The 23,836-nt window shown below is 67.8% G+C and carries 18 protein-coding genes and 2 pseudogenes; 14 read left to right on the top strand and 6 right to left on the bottom strand.

The annotated features are described in order from the left end of the window. Both AB0447_RS33420 and AB0447_RS33415 read left to right on the top strand, forming a co-directional pair. Positions 1 to 183 (top strand): annotated as a pseudogene (locus AB0447_RS33420) (AraC family transcriptional regulator N-terminal domain-containing protein); the annotation flags it as partial. Positions 184 to 275: 92 nt separating this feature from the next. Continuing rightward, positions 276 to 683 carry an FKBP-type peptidyl-prolyl cis-trans isomerase gene (locus AB0447_RS33415; RefSeq protein WP_366480667.1) on the top strand — a complete coding sequence of 136 codons (408 nt, stop codon included), beginning with the start codon at positions 276 to 278 and terminating at the stop codon, positions 681 to 683. A 273-nt stretch (positions 684 to 956) separates the two neighbouring features. On the opposite strand, the gene AB0447_RS33410 is transcribed toward AB0447_RS33415, so the two are convergent. Together AB0447_RS33410 and AB0447_RS33405 are read right to left on the bottom strand one after the other, a co-directional pair. After that, positions 957 to 1,694, bottom strand: a complete 738-nt coding sequence (locus AB0447_RS33410; protein ID WP_366480668.1) for a DUF72 domain-containing protein — start codon at positions 1,692 to 1,694, stop codon at positions 957 to 959. Positions 1,695 to 1,870: 176 nt separating this feature from the next. Next, a complete protein-coding gene (locus AB0447_RS33405; protein WP_366480666.1) occupies positions 1,871 to 2,836 on the bottom strand; it encodes a helix-turn-helix domain-containing protein in 966 nt (321 codons plus the stop codon). A gap of 98 nt (positions 2,837 to 2,934) precedes the next feature. On the opposite strand from AB0447_RS33405, the gene AB0447_RS33400 reads away from it, so the two are divergent. Then, positions 2,935 to 3,465 carry a hypothetical protein gene (locus tag AB0447_RS33400; RefSeq protein WP_366480665.1) on the top strand — a complete coding sequence of 177 codons (531 nt, stop codon included), beginning with the start codon at positions 2,935 to 2,937 and terminating at the stop codon, positions 3,463 to 3,465. A 464-nt stretch (positions 3,466 to 3,929) separates the two neighbouring features. Here the strand turns inward: AB0447_RS33400 and AB0447_RS33395 are convergent, their stop codons facing one another. Further along, positions 3,930 to 4,307 carry a hypothetical protein gene (locus AB0447_RS33395; protein WP_366480664.1) on the bottom strand — a complete coding sequence of 126 codons (378 nt, stop codon included), beginning with the start codon at positions 4,305 to 4,307 and terminating at the stop codon, positions 3,930 to 3,932. 89 nt (positions 4,308 to 4,396) lie between these two features. Here AB0447_RS33395 and AB0447_RS33390 point away from each other — a divergent pair, with 89 nt between their 5' ends. Next, a complete protein-coding gene (locus AB0447_RS33390; RefSeq protein ID WP_366480663.1) occupies positions 4,397 to 4,759 on the top strand; it encodes a hypothetical protein in 363 nt (120 codons plus the stop codon). 57 nt (positions 4,760 to 4,816) lie between these two features. On the opposite strand, the gene AB0447_RS33385 is transcribed toward AB0447_RS33390, so the two are convergent. Continuing rightward, a complete protein-coding gene (locus AB0447_RS33385) occupies positions 4,817 to 5,026 on the bottom strand; it encodes a hypothetical protein (RefSeq protein WP_366480662.1) in 210 nt (69 codons plus the stop codon). A gap of 42 nt (positions 5,027 to 5,068) precedes the next feature. Then, a complete protein-coding gene (locus tag AB0447_RS33380) occupies positions 5,069 to 5,401 on the bottom strand; it encodes a DUF6233 domain-containing protein (RefSeq protein ID WP_366480661.1) in 333 nt (110 codons plus the stop codon). Positions 5,402 to 6,728: 1,327 nt separating this feature from the next. On the opposite strand from AB0447_RS33380, the gene AB0447_RS33375 reads away from it, so the two are divergent. From AB0447_RS33375 to AB0447_RS33345, 7 genes are all read left to right on the top strand, one after another. After that, positions 6,729 to 6,995: a hypothetical protein gene (locus AB0447_RS33375; RefSeq protein ID WP_366480660.1), complete on the top strand. Its 267-nt coding sequence runs from the start codon at positions 6,729 to 6,731 to the stop codon at positions 6,993 to 6,995. 301 nt (positions 6,996 to 7,296) lie between these two features. Continuing rightward, the gene (locus tag AB0447_RS33370; protein WP_366480659.1) at positions 7,297 to 7,650 is read left to right on the top strand and encodes a hypothetical protein; all 354 of its coding nucleotides are present in this window, start codon (positions 7,297 to 7,299) and stop codon (positions 7,648 to 7,650) included. A 277-nt stretch (positions 7,651 to 7,927) separates the two neighbouring features. Continuing rightward, complete coding sequence (locus AB0447_RS33365; RefSeq protein WP_366480658.1) at positions 7,928 to 8,224, top strand: hypothetical protein; 297 nt, start codon at positions 7,928 to 7,930, stop codon at positions 8,222 to 8,224. A 104-nt stretch (positions 8,225 to 8,328) separates the two neighbouring features. After that, on the top strand, positions 8,329 to 9,348 hold the full coding sequence (locus tag AB0447_RS33360) for an ATP-dependent DNA ligase (protein WP_366480656.1): 1,020 nt from the start codon (positions 8,329 to 8,331) through the stop codon (positions 9,346 to 9,348). Positions 9,349 to 9,633: 285 nt separating this feature from the next. Then, positions 9,634 to 10,290: a hypothetical protein gene (locus AB0447_RS33355; RefSeq protein WP_366480655.1), complete on the top strand. Its 657-nt coding sequence runs from the start codon at positions 9,634 to 9,636 to the stop codon at positions 10,288 to 10,290. A 451-nt stretch (positions 10,291 to 10,741) separates the two neighbouring features. Then, entirely contained in the window at positions 10,742 to 11,014 is a 273-nt protein-coding gene (locus AB0447_RS33350; protein ID WP_366480654.1) for a hypothetical protein, read from the top strand. A 919-nt stretch (positions 11,015 to 11,933) separates the two neighbouring features. Continuing rightward, positions 11,934 to 12,305: a hypothetical protein gene (locus AB0447_RS33345; protein WP_366480653.1), complete on the top strand. Its 372-nt coding sequence runs from the start codon at positions 11,934 to 11,936 to the stop codon at positions 12,303 to 12,305. 103 nt (positions 12,306 to 12,408) lie between these two features. Here the strand turns inward: AB0447_RS33345 and AB0447_RS33340 are convergent. Continuing rightward, positions 12,409 to 12,617: pseudogene (locus AB0447_RS33340) on the bottom strand (glycosyltransferase family 2 protein); the annotation flags it as partial. Positions 12,618 to 13,260: 643 nt separating this feature from the next. Here AB0447_RS33340 and AB0447_RS33335 point away from each other — a divergent pair. From AB0447_RS33335 to AB0447_RS33325, 3 genes are all read left to right on the top strand, one after another. Further along, the gene (locus AB0447_RS33335; protein WP_366480652.1) at positions 13,261 to 16,809 is read left to right on the top strand and encodes a LamG-like jellyroll fold domain-containing protein; all 3,549 of its coding nucleotides are present in this window, start codon (positions 13,261 to 13,263) and stop codon (positions 16,807 to 16,809) included. A 396-nt stretch (positions 16,810 to 17,205) separates the two neighbouring features. Then, on the top strand, positions 17,206 to 23,412 hold the full coding sequence (locus tag AB0447_RS33330) for an RHS repeat-associated core domain-containing protein (RefSeq protein ID WP_366480651.1): 6,207 nt from the start codon (positions 17,206 to 17,208) through the stop codon (positions 23,410 to 23,412). Then, the gene (locus AB0447_RS33325; protein ID WP_366480649.1) at positions 23,385 to 23,780 is read left to right on the top strand and encodes a hypothetical protein; all 396 of its coding nucleotides are present in this window, start codon (positions 23,385 to 23,387) and stop codon (positions 23,778 to 23,780) included. The genes AB0447_RS33330 and AB0447_RS33325 overlap by 28 nt, the downstream gene beginning before the upstream one ends. Positions 23,781 to 23,836 lie beyond the last annotated feature (56 nt).

The following is a 23,836-nucleotide window of genomic DNA, read 5'->3' as shown; positions in this document are numbered from 1 at the left end:
GCGGAGCTGATGCTGCAGGCGGGGCCGGGAGACCTGCCGCCTTCGACCCGGTCGGCCCGGCCCGGGATCACGGTCAGCGACGCACCGGCAGAGCTCATCGACGCGATCGTGCGCCTGCTGCGCCTGCTGCGCCTGCTGCGCCTGCTGGACCGGCCGCGCGACCGCCGGGTGCTGGTCCCGTTGGCTGCTTTCGATGCGCTCCGGGGATCGGCATTCTCGATAGCGTGACCATCTGCCGCCCGGGGTGGCATTCGACAGAGAGTGATGAGGCTGCAATGGGTGAACTGACGAAGCCCGAGGTAGACGTTCCGAAGGGGGACGCTCCTACCGAACTGACCATCCGCGACCTGGTCGTCGGGGACGGGGCCGAGGCGAAGCCGGGCATGGTGGTCAGGGTCCACTACGTGGGGCTGACCTTCGAGTCCGGTAAGGAGTTCGATGCCTCCTGGGACCGGGGCCAGCCGTTCAAGTTCGCCCTGGGCAGTGGCAGGGTCATCAAGGGCTGGGACCGGGGCGTGAAGGGGATGAAGGTCGGCGGTCGGCGCGAGATCATCGTTCCCCCGCGTCTCGGCTACGGCAATCAGTCGCCCTCGCCGTTGATCCCGCCGGGCTCGACCCTGGTCTTCGTGGTGGACCTGCTGGACGTGTATTCCAGCACGACCGGGTGGAGCAGCGCCCAGTAAACCCGGCCGCTCCTCCCCTCGACGCCCGCCGCAGGCCGGCAGCCGTCGGCAGAGCGTCACGGCGCTGCCACCTCGAACAACTCCGCCGAGCCGGAGAACTCCAGCAGGCGCACCATCTGGTGGCTGCGGCCGAGCAGGGGCCCCCGCCGTCGTCCCGGGCGTGCCGGTCATGGCTGACTCCTCGTACACGGGGCGCCTGCCCAGACCGAGGTGCCGCATGCCTGACGTCCGTCGAGCGAGTCGTCGCCGGAGCCCGCGGGGCCTGCGACCCCGTCAGCCGGCCTGCGGTGCGGCTGTCAGACGTCGGAAGGAGCGGGCGTCCACGACGGCTGCTCCGCCGGGGTCGTTGTTGAAGTAGGCGTAGACGTCCGCTTCGGGGGGCCAGGTGTCCGCGATCCGCTCCGCCCAGCTCCGCAGGGCGGAGCGGCCGTACCGGGGAGCGGGTTGCGCACGGCCCTCGTGGAAGCGCACGTAGCCCCAGTCCGCTGTCCGCCACAGCGGTGTCACGGGCCGCGACCCTCGGTCGGCCCAGCACAGGGCCGCGCCGCGGTCGGCGAGGACGGAGCGTACGTCAGCCGTCCACCACGACGCGTGCCGCGGCTCGACGGCGACGCGGACGGTACGCGGGAAGCAGGCCAGGCAGGCTTCGAGCGCGGCAGGGTCGGCGCGGAGCGTAGGCGGCAGCTGGAGCAGGACGGGGCCGAGCCGGTCGCCCAGCGGAGCGGCATGCTCCATGAGCCGTCGGACGGGCTCCGCCGGCTCACGCAGGCGCTTGATGTGTGTCAGAAAGCGGCTCGCCTTGACGGCCATGACGAAGCCGGGCGGGGTGCGGGCGTGCCACTGCGCGAACGTATGGGGCGCGGGCAGCCGGTAGAACGCGTTGTTGAGCTCCACGGTGGAGAAATGCTGTGCGTACTCCTCCAGCCACAGCCGTTGCGGCCGCTCGGGCGGGTAGAGAATGCCCGACCAGTCGCGGTACTGCCATCCCGAAGTGCCGACGAAAACGGCCATGGGCTGCTCCTGCCCGGTCTCGCGCCGCATGAACGTGGACCGGTACGGGCTGCGAGTACGGCCTCCTGCCTGGACGTCGATCACGATCACCTCGGCACCCGAGCCGATCACGGCGCACAGCGAGGGTCAGCGCTCCGCATGCCCCGGCTCCTCCGGGCGCCCCTCCCGCGCGCGGCCTACTTCGCCCGGTGCACGGAGCGATAGCGGGCGGGCGGGATCCCGTACCGGGCGGTGAAGACCTGCCGGAGCGTCTCGGCCGAACCGAAGCCGCAGCGGGCGGCCACGCCCGGCATGGGGAGGGTCGTCGAGGCCAGGAGGTGGGCAGCGGCCTCGGTCCTGGCCCGTCGGACGTACCGCCCGGGAGGCAGCCCCAGGTGCTCCAGGAACAGGCGGTTCAAATGGCGCGGGGTGACTCCGGCGCGGGCGGCCAGCGTCCCGGCCGACAGGTCGTGGTCCGGGTGTTCGGCGATGTACTCCACCAGCCGGCGAACCACGTCGTCGCGGGGCGGCGGCGCAGCGGTGAACAGGCTCATCTGCGCCTGGTTCCCCGGCCTTTGCACGTAGACGACCAGGTCGCGGGCGACCTGGCGGGCTAGCTCCGGCCCGTGGTCCTCCTCGATCAGGGCGAGGGTCAGGTCGATGGCGCTGGTGATGCCCGCCGCTGTGTAGACGTTCCCGTCCCGGATGTAGAGCGGATCCGGATCCACCGTGACGGCGGGATGGCGGGCCGCGATCCGGGACGCGAACCGCCAGTGCGTGGTGGCGCGGCGGCCGTCGAGGAGGCCCGCGGCGGCGAGGACGGCGGCCCCGGTGCACAGGGAGGTCACCCGGCGGCTCTCCCGTGCGAGCCGCCGCACGTGTCCCACCAGCCGCGCGTCCTCCGCGGCGCGTTCGAAACCGGCGCCTCCGGAGACGACGAGCGTGTCCAGGGGGCCCTTCACCCGTTCCAGGGGTTCCTGGCTGACCAGGAGGATCCCCCCGCCGCAGTCGATCGGTGCGCCGCCCGGTCCGGCCAGCCGGATGCGGTAGGGGCGGGCGAGGTCCCCGATCCGGTTTGCCATCTGCAGGGCCGTCGTCACACAGGCGATGTCGAGCAGCTCGGCCGAGGCGTACCCGACGACGAGCATGAGCCGTTCCCCCATGGGGCGACCCTACGCCGGACGGACGTACACCCCAAGGTTCGTGACAGGAAGCGGGCACAGGGCTCCCGCCGGGCACGGCCGGTCGCGAACGTGGCGGCATGACCCTTCCCGAAGGACCCTGCGGCAGCCGCGGCTCCCACGTCGGCATCACGGCTGCGACCGCGGCCACGACCCCGACGGCGACCGCGACCCGCGTTCCCCATGAAGGCAAGGGCGCGACGGCCCGCGTCGTCCTGACCGCGTGTGCACGGCGCTGGCCCACCTGGCTGGCCCTGGCCCTCGTCGTCGTCACCTTCGCCGACGGTGCCGCACCGGTCGGGCTGCTCGCGGCCCTCCTCGTCGTCATGCCGCTGTGCTACCTGGCCTTCGGGGCTGCGCGCCGGGAACTCGGCACCGGGCGCACCTGGGCGGTCCAAGCGGCCGGCCTCCTGGGTTTCACCGCGCTGGCGCTGACGGCGCTCGCGGTGGATCCGCCGGCGGCCCGCTACCTCGTGGCGGCCGGCTGGTTCGCCCACGGCGTCTGGGACCTCGTACATCACCGCACCGGCAGGGTCGTGCCCCGGGCCTGGTCGGAGTGGTGCGGCATCGTGGACGTCTTCGGCGCGGCGGCGATCCTGCTGGTGATCTAGTGCTGTGGCCGGAAAGGTTTGCCGGGGCGCGGCGACGCGGACCCGGCGAGGGGCATCGGGACCGACCCGCCCGGTCCGACGCCCCGCATGGTTTGCTCGGAGCATGTCATTAAGGCGTCGTTTCTCATGGTGTGATCGTTCGTTGAGCCGTGCATGACGGATCTCATCGAGCGTTGGTGCCGGACGAGTTGTGGGTCTTGTGGACTTGAGCTGCCTGACCAGGTAGCGCATCTGGGCGCCCGGCCGACTTCGGGATCGGGAGGGTGAACGCCTTCCGGACCGCCTGGTTGAGGCCGTCCCGGCACTTGGTCGCCCGACGTCGACCACCCCGCAGCCGACGCGGCGGGCGAGCAGTGCCAGGTGGGAGAAGCGGAAGACGATCGGGCGGCCAAGCCGGGGTCCACACCGGGCCGCCGACGCCCGACAGGTATGACAAACCCTGCCGGGCACCGCTCCTCACGGCATCAGCACTGCCCGGGCGCCCCTTTCCAGAGCACGGCGACGAGACTCCCGTCAACCCAGGCCGAGCCGAGGATCTGACCGCTGTTGTTGATCTTGACTCCGGAAGAACCTGAGACGTTGGACGGAACCGGCAGGTGCTGTCCTACGCCGCTGGCGTCCCAGTAGGCGGCACGGTTACCCGAAGACCCGACTCCGACACCTGAGTCGTTCAGTTGGTGCACGGTCATGTCCGTGGAGCCCGGGGCGGGGCGGAGGACGGTCATGCCGCCGGTGTTGTCCCAGCGCACGGTCTCGGTTTTTCCGTCGTTCTTGTTGTAGCCGAGGAAAACGTCACGGTTGTTGACGTCCTTGATCGAGCTGTCGGGGCTGGCGCCCTGCATCGGGCGGAAGTCGCAGCACCTCAGGGCCCGGGCGGCCACGTGCGTGTGCGTGGTCGGGTCGTACGAGGCCGGACAACTGGAAGATCACGGTGAAGACGTGCGCGGCCCGCTCCGGGGGCACGGTCTACGCCTACGCCGAAGCGCGCTGGGATGGCAGCGCGTTCCGCGAGGTGGACGATGTGACGATCTTCGACGGGGCCAAGCTGCGGTTGCAGATCAAGCAGTCCCGGGATGGCACCGACCCCGTGGTGATCGAGAGGGACTTCACCGCGATCGAGGGCCGGCTGGAGGACAGTACGTCGAGCGGCAACTATGACGGCCACTACCGCACGCCGACGATCAGTCACCGGGCTGGCCGCGGCGCCCTGGCTGACTCGGTTCTGTTCCTGGACTGGCACGGTGACGGCCGCGGCTACGGGCGCCACGACTACACGGCCTCGCCCACCGTCTGAGTCGGCGCAGCAGTGCGGGCCGCCACCCTCGTCGGGTGGCGGCCCGCACTGCTGCTCTCAGGACTCGTCGGTGTCCGGACTCCACACGGCCGGTCCGCCGCCGCGCCACTCGATCAGCAGCGGATCGTCCAGCCGGACGACGTCGGGATCCAGTCCGGCCCGCCGCAGGAATTCGAGGAGGTCGGCGGGGCCGAGGGCGCGGCCGAGGACCTCGCCGTCGCAGCGGACGCGGCGCCCGCCCTGGGTATCCGGCGGATAGACGACCACTCGCGGGGCAGGGGCTCATCCCTTCACCCTGCCGGTGCCCGCTCACTCCAGCACTCCGAGAGCGGTGTCGGGCCGGCAGTGGATACAGGCGGGTACGCCCTGGGTCAGCAGCCGGCGTATCTGCTCGGGGTCGGCGGGGGTACAGCGGTTGCCGGTGTCCCAGCAGTCCCCGGTGTGCACGCGGGCCGGGAGCCGGCCGGTGCCGATCCCGCGCTCGACCAGCCACGCGGGCGGCTCCTTGGGCGGGCGCCGGGACGCGGCGAGGGCCTCGGCCTCCTCGGCGGCGCTCAGCGCCCGCTCGGCTCGGCCGAGTTCGCCGCGCAGGTAGGTGACCAGCGTCCGCAGCCGGGGCAGGTCGGGCGGCAGGACGGACACGACTCAGCTCCCGTACTGCGCCTGCCGCGCGGCCTTGCACGACGCGCACAGCGGCGAGGCACCGACCCCGTAGCGGCATGTCGGAGCGTGGCTTCTCTGCACCGACAGCGAGATCGAGGCCGTCATCGAAGCGCCGGCCGAAGGCCTTATCACGTTCCGACAAGTCCTCACCCAGGTGCTCGGCTACGGACGTGCGGACGCCGTAGCCACGCGTGTAGGCATCTGATCGGCCTCTCCTTGAGGCTCGGAAGCGCCCTGCCCAACGAGCCAAAGATGATGCAGTTGACACCCCAGCATCTCGCGGCTGGCCGGCCGCGCAGCCACACACTTGACCTTCACCACCCGCCTGCGCTTTCTATTTGTATCGCCAGCCACACGAGCGGTGCCGCTGCCAGAACAATCAGCACCAGACAGCACGGTACCTGGGACGGCCCCTTGAGTGGCTCGGCTGCTACCTGGGGGGCCACTCGGCGCACGTCGTCGGCGTGATACCACATCTTGCCGGCATAGCCCGTAGTGGTCAGCCAGCTCTCCGTACGGGTCCGCACCCCATGGGCCAGCGCATTCACATACACCGAGCTAGTACCGACGCCCGGCCACAAGGTGCTCACCTGGCGCTCCGTCAGCCAGCCGTCCCCCTCGTCCGCCATATTCCGCCCTTCCCCCAGCAGCCGGTGACACGACATCATGAACTGTCCCATAGCCAGGCGTAGTTCGCCCCTCCACCGCTCCTCGGGTTTCCGACGCGGCGATCCGCTTCCCGGGCCCCGAACGCCTGGCGCGAGCGGGTGTAGCCCTCGCCATCGAGAACGGGCGGTCAGGGTCTGACCGCCCGCCCTGCCCCGAATCACGGCGCCGGGGCCTGAGCACCGTTAGTGCAGTCAACAGGCCACCGGGCGCAGGGGCCGGTCTGGCTCGGTGCCCAGGTGACGGCCTGCGGCCGGGGTGCGGGGGTGGGGGAGGTCATGGCGGGCTCCTGGCGTGCGGCGGACTCTCCTATTCCATCACGTGTTCGATTTTCTGGCCCAGCTCAACCCCTGCCGGATTCCGCCGTCCGGCGTCCTCTGTCGTGTGCCATCGAACCTTGCCTGCGTGCCATCGAAGTTTGATCGACATCATCCCTGGTCAAGGGGCCTCGATGCCGTGTGCCCCTCGGATCGCCACGTTCCACCGCGCAGCCCGAGCGGCCCTCTCGCTAGGCCGTTTCCTTGGGATCGGGTGAAGGTTCGGGGTGCCGGGTGCGGCGAACGGGCCGGTGTGGGGCTGGGGAGGACCGCCTTTGCGTAGACGAGGCGTAACCGCAGGGTCACTGTCCCGTTCTTCGGTCATGAAGACCACATTGTTCAAGTTTGCTGCCGTGTCCGTGATTGCTTTCGCGGCTACCTCGACCGTCACGATTCCTGCCCAGGCTGACGCCTCCTCCCCTGTCCCTCTGGCAGGAGCGGGCAAGACCCCTGGATCGGGCTATGAGGAGGAGCTCGCGGAGAGGGCGATCTGCAAGGTCAGCGGCATTATCGGTTGGTTTGGCGGCATGATTGGCGGAAACGATGTGTGCGGCGATGATTACGACGAGGGCGGGCCGCAGCCTTCTTAAGGATCACCTGGTCGTCGGTTGATGTGTGTCGTTGACTGACGCCCCGTGGGCCCGCGTCGAGCGGTTGCTCGGCGAGGTGATCCGAAGGAAACGGCCTAGCGCCGAGGCGGGTGGCGGTCCAGCCCCTGACCTGTGGTGACCAAACTTCGGTGACACAAACTCGCGTCCGTCAAGTTCGGTGACTTCGGACGGTGGCGACTTCCGGACACACCTCGGTGATCCAATCAGGGCAGCGCGTTCGTCCTGCCATGCTTCGCCGTGGGCAGTGGCACCAGCCGAAGCAACGACCAGAGAGACAGTCATGACTGAGAGCACGCCGACCCCCGAGGACCACCTCGTAATCATCGAGCCGACGCCGGTCGCGGAGGACGACAAGGCCACACTGCACTTGGAAGAGCAAGACGGGCAGTTCACCCTGAAGGCTGTGGGCGGCTCCGGCATCCCGGTGAGGATCCCGGTCCTGGACGAACAGGGCAACGTGATCGCTGTCTACAATCCCGTGGTGCCTACGGTTGAAGGCAAGATGGCAATCATTGATGTCTCCGGTGAGGACGGGGGTCGCAACCAGACGGACATCCTCAACGAAGCCTCGCAGTTCACGAGCGTCAGAGACTTCGGCGGGCTGACGGAAACACCCCACTACTTCACTCACTAAATGAGAGGGCGCCGGAATGCGCCAGCAGGAAGCCGACGCGCCGCACGGCTGTCGCCCACTTCCCTTCCCAGTTCCCAGGACACGTCGGTGACGGTCTTGTCGGGCGTCAGCTCGCCGCAACGGCCCCTGACCCCAAGCCTGTCGATCAAACTTGGATGACACACGCTCAAGGTTCGCTGGCACAGAACATCCTCTTCCCGAGGCCTCCTCATCACGAAAGTCCAGGCCTAACCCGGCTCGGCGGTGTCCGGCGTAACCCTGCCGCGTTGGGCATGGCATGGAGATGGAGCAGCTGCCGTTCGGGATGCGAACCCCGGTCGCGGTGACGTACGTCCGGTGCGCGCAGTGCGGAGTCCTTGGTGAGATCGTCCTTGAGGGCGGGCGGCTGGACCTGGCGATGGCCCGCGCCAGCGCTCACGTGCGCGAGGTGCATCCGGGCGTGAACGTCCCTGAGACGCTCCGGCTCGTGCCCGACGTCGCCTTTCCACCGGTCGGCTGCTCCGACGTCGCCGAGTGGGTCGCCCAGTACAACGCCCGGAACCACGGCACCCAGACACAGACCCTGGCCACTTAGGCCAGGTAAGGCGTTCAGTCATACGTCTGGCGTCCTCGCCGGGCCGTGTGCGTGGGTGCGGGTCACGCTGGGCGCTGGCGTCGAGGATGAGGGAGGCCTGGGGGATGGTGTTGCGTCCGCCGGTTGAGCCGATGTTGGCGCAGGCCGCCGAGGTGATGCCGCCGGTGCGTCCGCTCGGTTCGGGGGTGGCGTATGAGCAGAAGTTCGACGGGTACCGGGCGCTGGTGTTCACCCCGGCCGGGCCGGGTGGGCGGGTGCTGCTCCAGACCCGCCGCGGCGCTCTGGTCCAGGGCGCGTTCCCCGATCTCGTCGCGGCTGCCGGGGCGCAGTTGCCGCACGGCCTGGTCCTGGATGGGGAACTGCTGGTGTGGGACAGCGTGGCCGGCGCCCTGTCGTTCGAGGGGTTGCAGCGCCGCGCTGCCGCCCGCGCCCGCAGCGCTCCCGCGCTGGCCGCGAAGCTGCCGGCCTTTTTCGTGGCGTTCGACGTCTTGCAGACCGACGGCCGCGAGCTGCTGCACCTGCCCTACGTCGAGCGCCGCGCCCGCCTTCAAGCCCTGTTCACCGACCACGCCCTGACGGCCCCATGGACCCTGTGTCCGATGACCACGGACCCAGTCCAGGCCCGGGAGTGGCTGGAGTCCTGGACCGATGTATCCGGCGTAGAGGGCATCCTCTGCAAACCCCAGACCAGCCGCTACCTGCCGGGCCACAGGGGGGCCTGGACCAAGGTCAGACGCCGGGACACCACTGAGGCGATCATCGGCGCCATCACCCGCCCGCAGCTCCTCGTCCTCGGCCGCCACGACCCAAACGGCCGACTGCGCACGGTCGGCCGCACCGTCCCGGTGCGCACGGAGGCGGCCCGCCTGGTCGCGGAGCACCTGACGGCCGCCGACCCGGGGCACCCCTGGGAGGGCGTCACGTTCGCCGCGACCTGGGGGAGCCGTGACGTCCTGGAGGTGCGCCTGGTCCGCCCCGACTTGGTGGCAGAGATCAGCGCCGACCGCTCGATCGACCGGGGCGGCGTCTGGCGCCACCCGATGCGCTTCAAACGGCTGCGCCTGGACGTGGGTGTTGAGGATGTCCCGGTGTTCGGGCAGGGCCCGGCCGCCGCAGCCTGCTGACCGGATTCCGGCGCGGCCCGTAGGGGGCCTACGCTGCGCGCAGCTCGCGAGCAACGTCACGGCGCCAACCTGCGCCAGCGGGGCGTGCCGCCCACCGTGCCGCACAGATGCTCCCATCCGGTCCAGGCGGCCCCCGGCGTGCCCCTCGGCCCTGTTCTCGTATAGCTGCCGCCAGGTGGCGAGTAGCGCTGACACTTCGATCCCTGCCAGAAGATCCCGTTACCGGAGCGCCTCATTCGAGTTGGGCTGTGCGGATTTGTTTCAGCTACAACAAGGACGGATCGCATGAAGAAGCAGATGTGGATCGCGGCAGGTCTCACTGCGGTGGCCGTGGCCAGCGGTATCGAAGTCGCCGCGTACGGCGCACCGCAGGAGCCCGGTGCGGGGTTCCCCGCAGGCCACTTCAAGATTAAGAACGAGAAGACCGGCGAATGCGTCCAGGGATTCCTCGGACATGCGTCTGACACCCTCGGGGATGGCAGCAAGAACCCGGAGGCCGGACGGAACGTCCAGGGCGCCGGACTCCAGCCGTGTGCAGACACCAAGGACCAGGTGTGGAAGTACGACGCCACCCGCAAGCAGCTGGAAAACCTCGGTGTGGACGGCGGCCGCTGCCTCGCACTGAACCGCAACGTCAGCTTCGGCGGGCTGGGTGGCACCCTGAGCAGCAGTGAGCAGGCTGGCGAGAAGCCCGGATGGAATCTGTCGTTCGGCTGGTGCGGTGAGGCGCCCAGCGGGACCCTGAGGTCGTTTAAGTTCCAGACCGACAAGGGCCTGATCTGGTCGCCGGTCGGGGACCAGATCAACGAGGGCCTGATCTTGGAGCCCGGCGAGAAGGCGCCCCCGAACAACGCCTACCTGACGGCAGCCGAAGGAGGCAGGGTCACCGGAATGCCCCAGGGTCAGGCCGGACAGCAGTGGACCTTCCCCGCCATTCCGTAGGTCCGAAACGGAGCAGGGCGTCACTGAGGTCCCCCCCCGCTGTGTGAGCCTGCTGCGGCCGACTACCGCGCCGCAGCAGCTCTCTACCGCATTCTGGATCCCTGTTGGCTCATGGCCCACAGTCGACCACCAGCAGGCCGCAGCAGCCCCGTTCTAGCCGCTGTACGCCTTCCTGAGCGCCCCACAGGACCCCGCAGCCCCTCCTGTGAATGGGTGTGGTGGTGGCACTGGCTGGGCGTCAGCAAGGACGGGGGGCCGTCCCTGCTCATGCTGCGCAGCGGTGGTGATCGTGGCTGTCACGAGGTGACCGAACCGCTGCCGTCAGGCGCCGATCGCGAGGATGGCCGGCTGTCATGGGCGTGCCTGTTCAGACAGGGGCGGACCGCATCAGCGGACGCTAGCTCTCTGCCGCGTGCCACAACCACTTGACGAACTGAAGCGTTAGACCGGCATGAAGATCATTGCGCGGCGTATCGCCGTATCCGCTGTCCTGACCGGTGCCGTACTCGGGACGTTGGCTTTGCCTGCTCAGGCCGACGGCATCGAGGCTGACACCGGGATCTCCGTGTCAGAGTCCGGCGGCAACGACGAGGTGTTCCCCACCGACATCTACGGCTCTGAGGACCCCGCAGAGTTCATCCAGGACTACTACGAGTACAAGAAGGGCTGCACCAACGACTGTCAGGCCGGCGTTATCCCGAGCCTGGTTCACAACCTGGGCTAGCGCGAACCCCTGAACCTCACCTCAGGCTGGCCACGGCCTGTCTAAGCCGGGCTATCCGGGTGCCCCCACGTCCTGGACGTCACGCTGGTCCGTCCGGACCTGGTGGCGGAGGTGAGCGCGGACAGGGCCGTTGACCAGGGTGTTTTCCGGCATGCGTTCCGGTTTCAGCGGATCCGTTTGGACGTGACGGTGGACGACGTCCCGCCCTTCGGCCAGGGGTTGGCCGCGGCGGCCGGCTGACCGCCCCGCCGCGCGCTGGCGAACCGGTTCCTCGGGGGCCGGCACCGATGGGTGCCGGCCCCGCTTCGTGTCCTCCGCAGGGGGTGAATCCGGGTCTCGCGTACGCGTAGGCGGCTTGTGCGGTGTGCTCCCAACTCGCCCCGGAATCAGGGCTATTGACAGCAAACGGGATCTTTCGGCATGTTTCCGGCGCGGCCCGATCGTCGGGCCGCCGATGTGCGATCGGAGTGCGATTGATGGCGCGTTCGGTACGTGAGAGCTACGACGAGAACCAGGCCGCGGGCCGGTTGCGGGTGCCGTTGGCGGCCTGGCGGTGGGCGAGCGTCCAAGGGCGCGTTCTCGCCAAAAGGGCGTGTGGATCTAGGTACTGCCGGACACACAGGGCATGCCGCCTGTCAGACCGTCACATGATCTGGTCCGATGTATCGGCGTCCCCAAAGTTGTGAGGAGCAACTTGAGCAGCATCAGGCCATTTCCGAGATGCGGCCGTGATCATTCCAGGGTTGCACGACAAGCTGACAGCCCCCGGGGAGCCGGCCCCCGAGGCGCGCGACACCAGCCTGGCCGATAACTCGAAAACTCGATGTGATCTGCGAGAACACGGTCACCTGATGGGTCCGCCCCGGTGGATGGTGCGGCTGCGCTACTGGAGGCGGGCGCGGCACGGGATAATCGGGGCATGGCTCCGCTGTCCCACTCGCTCTCCCCGTCGCCTGCCGCCGACGTCCTGCGCGCGCGGTACGCGGGCCGTCTGCCAGCCTCGCTCGATGACTTCGTCGGTCCCCCGAGCGGCCAGGTGGAGCTGCCGCTGCATGTGGCCTGGTCGGGCCTGCGTACGTACGACCTCGACCGGCCGCGCCAGCGCATGAGCCTGTACCGGACGGTGCTGGCCGAGGGGCAGCACGACGATCTCGTGCGCTTCCTGCACCGCGATCTGCTGGCCGCTCAGTGGCCCGTCCTGCGCACCCTGGTCAGCCGGCATGTCCGGCAGATCTGGGAAGACCGCTTCCCCACGCTCGCTTCCGCCGGCCGGACGTCCGCCGCCGCGTGAACCTCAGCGCTCTGCACCGCCGGCTCCTCGCCGATGTCCTGGCCATCGGCAGCCACCCGCTCGTGATCACCGGCGGCTACGCCGTCCAGGCCCACGGCCCCGTCTAGATGACCGGCGGACGCCCAACCGTGCCAGGCGCACCACCCTGGTCCACCGCATCGGCTTGCGCCGGCCGCAGGGCGTCCGTACCTCCTCGGTGAAGCCGGCCGCCCACGCCTTCAGCCCGGCCAGCGGCGGCCTGCGCACCAGGGTGAGCACTACCCAGACGCCCAAGTACACCGGGACCAGCGGGGCGGGAAGGTGCCGCTTGGCTGACCGTCGCAGAATGTGTTTCGAGCGTTCTGGGACCTCCTTACCCACATCAATCGCACATTTCGTGTGATTGATGTCACTGTCTCAGGGTGGCCTCTTGATCGTTGTGCGATCGCTTCGTACATTCGCGGCTGCGACCCGGGGAAGGTTGCGTTCCGCGGGCCATGGGGGTAGCCCTCGTTGTGGGGGATTTGTGTTTTCCTGGCCTGTTATCGACAGGTGGCGGCTTCGTCATGGCATGAGCTCTGCGTTGGGCGCAGAGCTCATGCTCGGCGTTGCCTCTGCTCGTGTGCCCTCCGTTGCCGATGAGATTTGCGTCGTAACGGACGAGACGCAGAAGGGGTTCTGATAGCCCGTTCGGTTAGACCGTGCGTGCGGGCCAGTCCGTCGTGCCCTTCCGTTTCTGTGATCACGGCAGAGCGAGGATCGCGCTGCTCGTTGCGCAGGCGACGTGCCGGACGGTGCGATCGAGGCCATGCCGCCATCGCGGACGCCAGCTTTTCCGGACGACGCAGTGACGTCACTGCGGTTTCTGTTCCTTACGAAATTTAGATTGTGAGTACGTGTGAATAGACGTAGGCACCGTGGAGGCGCGGTGCGGGGGAGGGCGGCAAGCGCAGTGGTTGTGCTTGCTGTTGGGGCGTTGTTCAGCTCGGTGCTCCCGGCTGCCTGGTCTGCCACTGCGGCGGACCAGGCGGTCGAGGCACGGGAGGCGACGTCAGGCAAGCCCGCTGACGATGCGGCGCGGGGCAAGGCGTTCTGGCAGGACGATGACCTGCCGGTGAAGTCGGCGGAGCAGAAGGCTTCCGAGCAGGCTGTGGCCAAGGGGCAGCGGGTCGAGGTCGAGTCGCTGACGAACGACACCAATCAGGTCTTTGCGAACAGCGACGGGACGTTCACGGTCGAGTCCTCGCCTGTGCCCGAACGCGTCCGCAAGGACGGGAGATGGATGCCGATCGATACCTCGCTCGTCGCTCGGGCGGACGGCCGGCTGGTTCCCAGGGCAGCTCAGGACGTGGTTCTCTCCGGCGGTGGCGCCGCGCCGCTGGCCACCATCACACGCGATGGCAAGACATACGAGCTCGGATCGCCGTGGAAGCTGCCCTCGCCGAAGGTGTCGGGCTCGATGGCTGTCTACGAGTCGGTGCGTCCCGATGTGGACCTGGTGGTGCAGGTTCGCCCTGACGGTTTCACCCAGAACCTCGTGGTGCACTCGCGCAAGGCCGCCACGGACCCAGCCCTCGCGGCGATTCGCTTCCCCGTCCGGACGACCGGCCTGTCCGTCCAAACGTCGGACAGTGGCAGTGTTTCCCTGCTCGATGCGGGTGGACATGCGGTCTTCTCGAGCAGCGCCGCACTGATGTGGGACTCTGCTGCCGCCCCCGCGGCAGCGCCTGCTGCTGCGACTGCCCCGCGCAGCGTTCAGCATGCTGCCTTCACGGCTACGAACGAGCCGTCCGGCGCGGAGGACGCTGTGCTTCCGGAGCCCGGAGCACGCACAGCGGTCGCCGGCGTTTCCATGACAGAGGGCGCGCTGTCACTCACCCCTGACCGTGCCTTCTTGTCGGCTGCCGACACCGCCTACCCGATCGTGATCGACCCGCCGGCGGTCAGTGCCACACTGACCGGGTGGACGACGATCTGGTCCAGTTCGCAGGGCACGTCCTTCTGGAAGACGTCCCACGCCCTGGGCGTCGGATACGACGCCTACGTGGACAACAAGCAGGCGAAGTCGCTGTTCCAGTTCGACACCCGACGGGTCGCGGGCAAGACGATCGTCCATGCGACGTTCTCCGCGTACGAGATTTGGTCGGCCAACTGCAGCAAGAGAGACGTCAACCTCTACCGCACCAACCCGATCTCCGGCTCCACCACGTGGAACAACCCGCCGACCGGCTGGTCCTACATCACCAAGGTCTCAGCGGCGAAGGGGCACTCCTCGAGCTGCCCCGATGGTGATGTGGAGTTCGATGCCACAGCAGCCGTCGCGTACACGGCCAAGGCGAAGTCGACCACGACCACGCTCGGTCTGACGGCGAGCAGCACGGACCCGATCGCGTGGAAGCAGTTCCTGTCACCAGCGGACGACCGGGCGACGACGGACCGCAAGCCGAGGCTGTCCATCACGTATGTCTCTCCCCCGACGAACGCTCCTTCCTCGGTGAAGCTGTCGGAGCCGAACGTGGCATGCTCAGCGTCCACGTCACCGGCACTGATCCGCGACACGACACTGCGCATGACGGCCACCCCCACTTCGGTAGACGGGGCGAGTGCAGTCCTGCGTCCGAACTTCGAGCTGTATGCGGGCTCCAGTACCACTGCGACCAACCTGAGCCCGGATACCTGGACGGCCAGCGGTACCGCGGGCTCACAGCCGACTCCGACGCTGACGAGCGGTACGACGTACAAGTTCCGGGCGCGAACCCAGTACCGGTACAGCTGGGCCGGCACGACGAGCTACCTGTACGGCCCGTGGTCCAGTTACTGCTACTTCAAGGTCGATGTCACCGCCCCGCCCAAGCCCAAGGTGACCTCCGCGGAGTATCCGCAGTGCGCCGGGACGACCTGCACGAGCTCGCCGGAGACGGGAAGTGTGGGGCAGACCGGCCTCTTCAAGATTGCCGCGGGAGCCAGTGACGTGCGGAGGTACGACGTCTGGCTCAACGGCACCCTGCTGGAGAGCGAGAGGTTCACCGCCAACACCTCGAGCTACGAGATCAAGGTCACCCCGACCAAGCGCCTGACGAACGTCTTGCGTGTCCAGACGGTCGACCTCGCCGGAAATGTCAGCGAGAGCGTGGACTATCTGTTCAAGGTTGCCCGGCCTTCCAGCCCTCGGGCTGTGTGGAAGCTGGACGGCTCGGGCAGCAACGCTGCCGGCTCCAGCCACGCTGTGACTCTCGCTGGTGGTGCAGCCTGGACATCTCCTGCCCGTTTGGGGGGCGGCCTGCGTCTGAACGGCACCACCGCCTATGCGGCCACGTCCGCGCCCGTCGTGGACACCACCAACAGTTTCTCGGTCTCGGCCTGGGCGAGGCTCGGCAGCCGCGACAAGCTCAGCACGGTGGTCAATCAAAACGGTGCGAAGGTCGGCGCCTTCCAGGTGTACTACTCCAGCACCTACGACCGGTGGGGGTTCAACCGCTGGAGCGAGGACGGCACGAGCATCGTGAACGCCCTCTCTCAGCGCCCCGGAGTTGTCGGAGCGTGGACGCACCTGCTCGCGGTGTACGACCGTGACGCGGAGCAGCTGCGGCTGTATGTCAACGGCCGGCTCGAGGCGACCAAGGCCTATACGACACCGTGGGCGGGAACGGGCCCGTTCGAGATCGGACGGATGAAGGGCACCGACGGAACTCCTGGCAGCTACTTCAAGGGCGACCTCGACCACGTCCAGGCGTGGAACCGCGTGGTGTTCCCCGATGACCTGTGGGCGCAGGCCAACATGGAGAATCCCGACACGGGCAATCCCCAGGCGGCGCTGCTGGCCCACTGGACCATGGACAACGCCTCCGGCAGCACCGCGGCGGATGAGTCCGGCCGGGGCAACCCCCTTCAGCTCGAATCGGGCGCGGCCTTCGGCGCGGCGGACGACCCGGCCCACGGCAAGGTGCTGAATCTGCCGACCGACAAGGACGGATTCGCCACCACCACTGTGCCCCTGGATGACTCCGGAAGCTTCACCGTGGCAGGCTGGGCCTACCTGGATGCTGCCGACCTGGAGGAGACCACAAGGGCTCGCGCGCCCACCGTCTTCTCGCATCCCGGGTCCCAGCGAAACGCCTTCCGCCTCTGGTACCGCCAGGAGATCGGTGAATCGGTCGGTGACTGGAACTTCGGTGTCTACGAAACCGATGTCCTGGACGGCCCGGCAGCGACCGTTGCCTCGGAACAGGTGAACCCGCCGGGCAACTGGATCCACGTGGTCGGCGTGTACGACTCGGTCAACCAGTCCGCCAAGCTCTACCTCGCCGGTGTGCGAGAGGGCGACGAAAACGGTGTCTTCGTCGACAGCGTCTTCCAGTCCGACCAGCCGCTCATGATCGGCCAGGCCCGCCGACACGACACCGGAACACTGGGCAACCGACTGTACGGGCAGCTCGATGACATGCGCGTCTACGCCGGCGTGCTCTCCGAGGCGGAGATCACCCTGCTCGCGACCGTCGACGAGCCGCCGGTCGACATCGGCTGACGACCCGACACGCACACCCTTTTCCTCTTCACACCGTTCCAGCCACGCGCGGTGGTGGGCCGGGCACATGCCCGCCCCACCACCGCCGCCAAGAATGCGAGAAACGTTCCTTTGACCGGTACACGACGCGTGCCGTCGTGGTCATGGAGGAAGGCCAGCCGCCGCCGCATAGCGGCAGTCGCCCTCCCTGTGACCACGGCCATCGTCACCACGTTGCTGACCGCAGCCCCAGCGCAAACCTATGAACGCGACCACAGCGCCCTACAGAAGCCCGACATCGGCAAGGCGGGACTGTTCAAGGCCAAGAACGCGACGCCCCCCGACCCCACACAGGAGGCCGCCGCCCGCACGCATGCGCGAGCGGCACGAAAGACCGAATGGCCGACGCCCGGTGTCGTGAGCGCCACCGTCCCCGCCCAGCCGAACACCGAGGCCAAGGCCGGCAGCCTGCCCGTCACCCTCGGACAGTCCTTGCCAGCCAAGACCGGTCAGGCCGCCAGCGCCCGGAGCAGCCTGACCGCCCGCACGACCGACCCTGCGCCTGCCAAGGCCGAGGTGCGGGTTCTCGACCGCGCCACGACATCCAAGCTCGGCATCGAAGGCGTTGTCCTCACCGTGCGCAGGGCGGACGGCAAGACGGACCCGTCCGGGCTGTCCGTCGCGCTCGACTACAGCGGCTTCGCCCATGCCTACAGCGGCAACTGGGCCTCCCGCTTGCGCATGGTGGAACTGCCGGCCTGTGCCCTCACCACCCCGGAGAAGGCAGAGTGCCGCACCACCACGCCCCTGCCGTCTGAGAACGACGCAGCCGAACAGACCGTCACCGCCCAGGTGACCACGCCCAAGCAAGCCGCACCAGCACCCGGTGCCAGCGCCAGCGCCTTCATGGTCCTCGCGGCCTCCGCCGGCACGTCCTCGGACCAGGGCACCTACGAAGCCACCCCGCTGTCGGCATCGGCGACCTGGTCAGGCGGCGGCTCGAACGGCGACTTCACATGGTCGTATCCCATGGACGTCGTGCCGCCCGCTGCCGGGCCCACCCCGTCTGTGGCGATCGGCTACTCGGCGCAGAGCGTCGACGGCCGGACCTCCTCCACCAGCGCCCAGCCGTCCTGGGTCGGTGAGGGCTTCGACCTGCCGACCTCGTACATCGAGCGTTCCTACGGATCGTGTGACGACGACGGACAGGACAAGAAGTCCGACCAGTGCTGGAAGGAGGACAACGCCTCCATCGTCTTGAACGGCAAGTCCAGCACCCTGATCCAACTCGACAAGGCCAAGGGCACCTGGCGCCTCCAGGGCGACGACGGCGAACGCGTCGTGCGCACCACCGGCGCGGCCAACGGCGACGACGACGGCGAACACTGGACGGTCACCACCACCGACGGCACTCAGTACGTCTTCGGCAAGAACCGCCTCCCCGGATGGGCCACCGGCAAGCCCGAAACCAACTCGGTGTGGACCGCGCCCGTCTTCGGCGACGACTCAGGCGAGCCCGGCTACGACGCCGGCACCACCTTCTCGGCCCGCGCCAAGACCCAGGCCTGGCGCTGGAACCTCGACTACGTCGTCGACCCGCACGGCAACGCCATGACGTACTGGTACAGCAAGGAGCTGAACTCCTACGCCAAGGACGGCACCACGGGCAACGGCACGGAATACGTCCGCGGCGGCTACCTCAAGCGCATCGACTACGGCCAGCGCACCGACGCCATCTTCTCCACCACCCAGCCGGCCGCGGCACGCGTGAAGTTCACCGTCGCCGAACGCTGCATCCCGGTCAGCGGCGGGGAGACCTGCAGCTCGCTGACCGAGACCAACCGCAACGCCTGGCCGGACGTCCCCTACGACCAGATCTGCAAGAAGGACACCGTCTGCACCGACCAGCCGGCCCCGTCCTTCTTCTCCCGCAAGCGCCTCACCGGCGTCACCACCCAGGTCTACAAGGGCAGCGGTACCGGCGCTGACACCGACTATCGCGACGTCAACCACTGGGGGCTCCAGCAGTCCTTCCCGGACCCCGGTGACGGCTCGAACGCCGGCCTGTGGCTGAAGTCCATCCAGCACACCGGCAAGTCCGGAACGCCCATCACCCTGCCGGCCATCACTTTCTCCGGCATCCAGCTCCACAACCGCGTCGACAAGACCGGCGACGACGTCGCACCCTTCATCAAGTGGCGTGTACGGGCCATCACCTCCGAGACCGGCTCGGTCCTCACCGCCACCTACTCCGACCCCGAGTGCGTCGCCGACACCAACATTCCGTCCGCACTCGACAACAACACCAAGCGCTGCTACCCGGTCAAGTGGATCCCGCCGTCCAACCCGACGCCGGGGACCGACCCGCAGCCGCGTACCGACTGGTTCCACAAGTACGTCGTCACCCAGGTCACCGAGTCCGATCCGACCGGCGGCGCGCCGCTGAAGCAGACCGACTACACCTACACCGGCGGCGGCGCCTGGGCGTACGACGACCAGTCGCCCATCACCCCCGCCAAGTACCGCACCTGGGGCATCTGGCGCGGCTACGAGAAGGTCACCACCACCACCGGTGAGGCCGCAGGTACCCGCTCCAAGTCGACCAGCCTCTTCTATCGGGGCATGCACGGCGACAAGCAGCTCGACGGCACCACCCGCACCGAAACGCTCACCGACTCCAAGGGCACGGCGGTCAACGACGAGAAGCAGTACGCCGGGCAGGTGCGTGAGCAGATCACCTACAACGGCACTGCCGGCACCGAGATCTCCGGCACCATCATCACCCCATGGTCGCGGAACACCGCCACCGCCACCCACGCCTACGGCACCGTACGCGCCTACATGACGCGCACCGGGAAGGAGATCAAGCGCACCCCGATTCCCGACGGCGGCGAGATCACCTCGACGATCACGCACACCTACGACACCGACAGCGGCCAGCCGCTGACCGTGGAGACCGAGGGGGGTGGGGAGAAGGACTGCACGCGCACCGAGTACGCCAAGAACACCACCGACTGGCTGCTCACCTCCATCAAACGCGTGGAGAAGGTCTCGGTCGGCTGCGATGTGACGCCGAACCGCACCGGAGACCCCAACACCACGCATGTGATCTCCGACGTCCGGGCGTCCTACGACGGACAGGCATGGGGGACCGCGCCCTCCAAGGGTGACGTCACCGCGCAGCAGCGCGTCACCGGATACAGCGGTGCCACTGCCCAGCTGCAGACTGCGGCCACGGCAAAGTACGACGACCTCGGCCGTCTTACCGACCAGTGGAACACCGACGGAACCCGCACAAACCACATCGAGTACACGCCGGCCACCGGCGGCCCGCTGACCGGCAAGAAGGAGGTAAACGCCCTCGGGCACACGGTGACCACGGAGATCGCACCCGACTGGGGCTCCAACACCGTCAGCATCGACCCGAACGGAAAGCGCACCGAGAGCGCCTATGACGCACTCGGCCGTCTGACCGACGTCTGGCTCGCCGACCGCGACCGCGCCGCAGAACACACTCCCAACCGCAAGTTCGAATACCAGATCAACCGCTCGGACGCCTCCTGGGTGGCCACCAAGTCGCTCAACAACGACGGCACCACCTACCAGACCGAGTACGCCATCTACGACGCGCTGCTCCGGCCGCGTCAGATCCAGACGCCCGCTGCGGTGGGCGGAGGACGTGTCATCGCGGAGACCAAGTACGACGGCCGCGGCCTCGAGGCCGAGTCCTCGGCGGACTACATCGACGCGACCGCCCCGTCCGGTCAACTCGCCACACTGCTGACCGCCTCTCCCGCCGGTACCCGGAAGGTCTACGACGGCGCGGGCCGACCCACGGCCGAGATCATCCTGGCCCGTGGAAAGGAGCACTCCCGCACCACAACGACGTACGAGGGCAACGCAACCACGGTCGAACCGCCGACCGGTGCGTCCGCCGTGCGTGAAGAAGTGGACAGCCGGGGCCGACTCGCCGAGAAGCGGGAATACGACGGCAACAAGGCCACGGGTACCTACACCCGTCTCAGCCACTCCTACGGCCGTGCCGACCAGCTGACCAAGGTGCAGGACAACGACGGCAACACCTGGGAGTACAGCTACGACTTCCTGGGCCGCCCGACGAGCTCCACTGACCCCGACGCCGGAAAATCCAACAAGGAGTACAACCAGCTCGACCAGGTCAGCGTCACCAAGGACGGCAACGGCAACATCCTCAGCCACACCTACGACGTGCTGGGGCGCCCGACCGGCCGGCTCTCAGGCCGTATCCCGGTCGTCAGCGGTACGCCGACGATCGACGAGACGAAGTACCTGGCCCGCTGGTCGTACGACACCATCGCTCTTGGACAGACGACCTCCTCGATCCGCTACGAGGGCGGCAAGAGCGGCAAGGTCTACGCGATCACCAACGCTGCATACGACCCTCTCTACCGCGTGCTGAAGGAGCAATACACCATCAGCACCAGCGAGGGACTGGTGGCAGGCACAGGCACCTACACCATCACCAACGCCTACAACCTGGACGGAACCCCGCAGAAGCGGATCATCCCGGCCATGGGCGGTATCGCGCAGGAGGTACTCACCTACGGGTACAACAGCCAGCGCCTGCCCAACACGCTGCAAGGCCTGACCGGCATCGTCCGCAGCACGGACTACCTGCCCGCCGGCGAGCGCATCCGCCTCACCCTGGGTGTCTCCTCGTCCGCCAAGTGGACGGAGATCAACACCTCCTACGAAGACGGCACCAAGCGGCTGGCGAGGCAGACCGTGGCGTCCGAGTCCAACAGCTCCACGGACTCGGACACGTACTACCGCTACGATCCGGCCGGCAACCCGGTGGAGATCGACGACCGCTCAACCACCGCCGGTGACAAGCAGTGCTTCACCTACGACGGCCACCGGCGTCTGAAGAGTGCATGGACGGCCAAGACCGACTGCGCCACCACACCGACCACGACCGGCGTCGGAGGCCTCGCACCGTACTGGAAGTCGTACACCTACGACAGCGCCGGCAACCGCAAGACCGTGACCGACCACCTCGCCACAGGCGGCCCGGCAACCACGGCCTACACCTACGACCAGCGCACCGCCGAGGACAACCTCCGGCCGCACCTGCTGGCCTCCACCAAGACCAGCCCCGCGAACCCCGCGGCCCCGGCCACGAACTACACCTACGACGCCTCCGGCAACACCACCAAGCGAACCATCGGGGCTAAGACACAAACCCTCGAATGGGGAGCGGAGAACAACCTCAGCAAGGTGACCGAGGCCGACAGCTCCCAGACGTCGTTCCTCAACGACGCCAACGGCAACCGGTTCATCCGACGCGACGCCACAGGCACCACGCTCTATCTCGGCGAGACCGAGCTGCGCCACAACAAGGCGACCGGCAAGGTCGAGGCGACGCGCTACTACGCCCACGGCGGCCAAGTCGTCGCCGTGCGGACGCCCCAGTCGCTGACCTGGATGAGCGCCGATCACAACGGCACAGCAAGCGTCCAGATCGACGCGTCAACCCAGACGGTCACCCGGCGGCACATGCAGCCCTTCGGTGAGAAGCGAGGCACTGGACCCAGCAAGTGGACAGGCGACAAGGGCTTCGTGGGCGGAACCCAAGACCCCACAGGTCTTACCCACCTTGGCGCACGTGAGTACGACTCAACGACCGGCCGCTTCATCAGCGCCGACCCGATCGCGGACCTGAAGGACCCGCAACAGATCAACGGGTACGCCTACAGCAACAACAACCCGGTCACCTTCACCGACCCCGACGGCAAGTGGCTCTACTCGGCACTGATCCGGCTCATCACCCCCGTCGTCCGGTACGTCGTCGCCACCATTCACACGGTGCAGCGACAGCAGGCCGGCCATCGTGCATCCCGCACCAGCTCGCGATCAGGTTTCTCCGCTTCCGGAAGCGCAAGCTACGCCAGTGCATCGGGCGGCGACAACTGCCCCGCCATTCAGCGCAACTACGGACTCTGCAGCAACAGCGAACCTGAAAACCCCAAGTCGCTCGGACAGTCATCCAAGGACGTAGCCGGAGGACTCGGCGACTTTCTCGCCGGCAGCCTGGACACACTTGAATATATGACGGAGCCGTGGTGCTGGTTCGGGGCAGACTGCGGCATACAAGAGAAATACCGCGAAAAGGCGAAGGACGCTGGCGTAGAAGTAGGCTCCAAGGAGTATCAGGACACGGCAGAGGTCGCGGAAACGGCTTCCTTCCTGACGGGCGGACTTGCCTTTCTGAAGCAAATCGTGAAGAAGGCAATGAAGGGCGGCACCAAAGCGCCGGAGCCTCCCCCTGTCACGATGATCGACGGCTGGCTGCCTGATACAGTGCTCCAAAAGGTGCCCGAAGGATTCGGCTCCATGAAACCGACCAAAAAGGGAGTCGGCTATCGCTTCCCGGGACCGAAGCAGGACGGGATCCGGATTGATAAGGGAAATCCCAACAACTCCCAGCTGTTTCAGCAGGTCGATCATGTGGTCATCAATTCCGGAGGAAATGTCATCGGACGCGACGGAAAGCCGATCAAGGGCGCCCTCAAGGATAATGCCTACATGGGCCACATCCCGCTGGAGGACTGGTTGAAGTGGAAGAACTGGAACAGCCCGCAGTGAGCTACGACGGAGTTGAGTTCCCCAACGCACGTCTGCAAGTGGTGGCGATGCTGCAGTCCCTGGCCAGTCCTGAGCACCAACAGCGTGTGTGGCTGGCAGGAGCTCCCGAGCCGGGGGGCGCCGTCGATGACCTGACCATGGTGGTCAACGTCCTGTACGACGACACCCGCGCCCTGGAAGACCCGGAGGCAGTCGTCGGAGAGGTGCTCCGGAACGAGAACGAGGCACGGGTGCTGCGCGAGCTCGCGGACCTGCTCGACGTCTTGATCGACGAACTGGGTGAAGCGCCTGACTCGGCCTACCTCGCCTCGCGACGTTGGCCGGCAGTCGTGGAAGCGGCCAGAAAGGCGCTGAGAAGTATGGCGTGACGAGACATATCGCCACGTAAGCCCCGGGCCAAGCGAAATAGGCGGCTTCCTCCCGA

It is taken from the genome of Streptomyces sp. NPDC051211 (genome assembly GCF_040689505.1).
In the GTDB taxonomy this organism is placed as follows: Bacteria; Actinomycetota; Actinomycetes; order Streptomycetales; family Streptomycetaceae; genus Streptomyces.
This window is presented reverse-complemented; position numbering and strand designations above follow the sequence as displayed.

Excerpts from the sequence above, each read along its gene's own strand:
- AB0447_RS33415 (WP_366480667.1), top strand. The coding sequence starts at position 276 with ATGGGTGAACTGACGAAGCCCGAGGTAGACGTTCCGAAGGGGGACGCT.
- AB0447_RS33410 (WP_366480668.1), bottom strand. The coding sequence starts at position 1,694 with ATGGCCGTTTTCGTCGGCACTTCGGGATGGCAGTACCGCGACTGGTCG.
- AB0447_RS33405 (WP_366480666.1), bottom strand. The coding sequence starts at position 2,836 with ATGGGGGAACGGCTCATGCTCGTCGTCGGGTACGCCTCGGCCGAGCTG.
- AB0447_RS33400 (WP_366480665.1), top strand. The coding sequence starts at position 2,935 with ATGACCCTTCCCGAAGGACCCTGCGGCAGCCGCGGCTCCCACGTCGGC.
- AB0447_RS33395 (WP_366480664.1), bottom strand. The coding sequence starts at position 4,307 with ATGCAGGGCGCCAGCCCCGACAGCTCGATCAAGGACGTCAACAACCGT.
- AB0447_RS33375 (WP_366480660.1), top strand. The coding sequence starts at position 6,729 with ATGAAGACCACATTGTTCAAGTTTGCTGCCGTGTCCGTGATTGCTTTC.
- AB0447_RS33370 (WP_366480659.1), top strand. The coding sequence starts at position 7,297 with ATGACTGAGAGCACGCCGACCCCCGAGGACCACCTCGTAATCATCGAG.
- AB0447_RS33365 (WP_366480658.1), top strand. The coding sequence starts at position 7,928 with ATGGAGATGGAGCAGCTGCCGTTCGGGATGCGAACCCCGGTCGCGGTG.
- AB0447_RS33360 (WP_366480656.1), top strand. The coding sequence starts at position 8,329 with ATGGTGTTGCGTCCGCCGGTTGAGCCGATGTTGGCGCAGGCCGCCGAG.
- AB0447_RS33355 (WP_366480655.1), top strand. The coding sequence starts at position 9,634 with ATGAAGAAGCAGATGTGGATCGCGGCAGGTCTCACTGCGGTGGCCGTG.
- AB0447_RS33350 (WP_366480654.1), top strand. The coding sequence starts at position 10,742 with ATGAAGATCATTGCGCGGCGTATCGCCGTATCCGCTGTCCTGACCGGT.
- AB0447_RS33345 (WP_366480653.1), top strand. The coding sequence starts at position 11,934 with ATGGCTCCGCTGTCCCACTCGCTCTCCCCGTCGCCTGCCGCCGACGTC.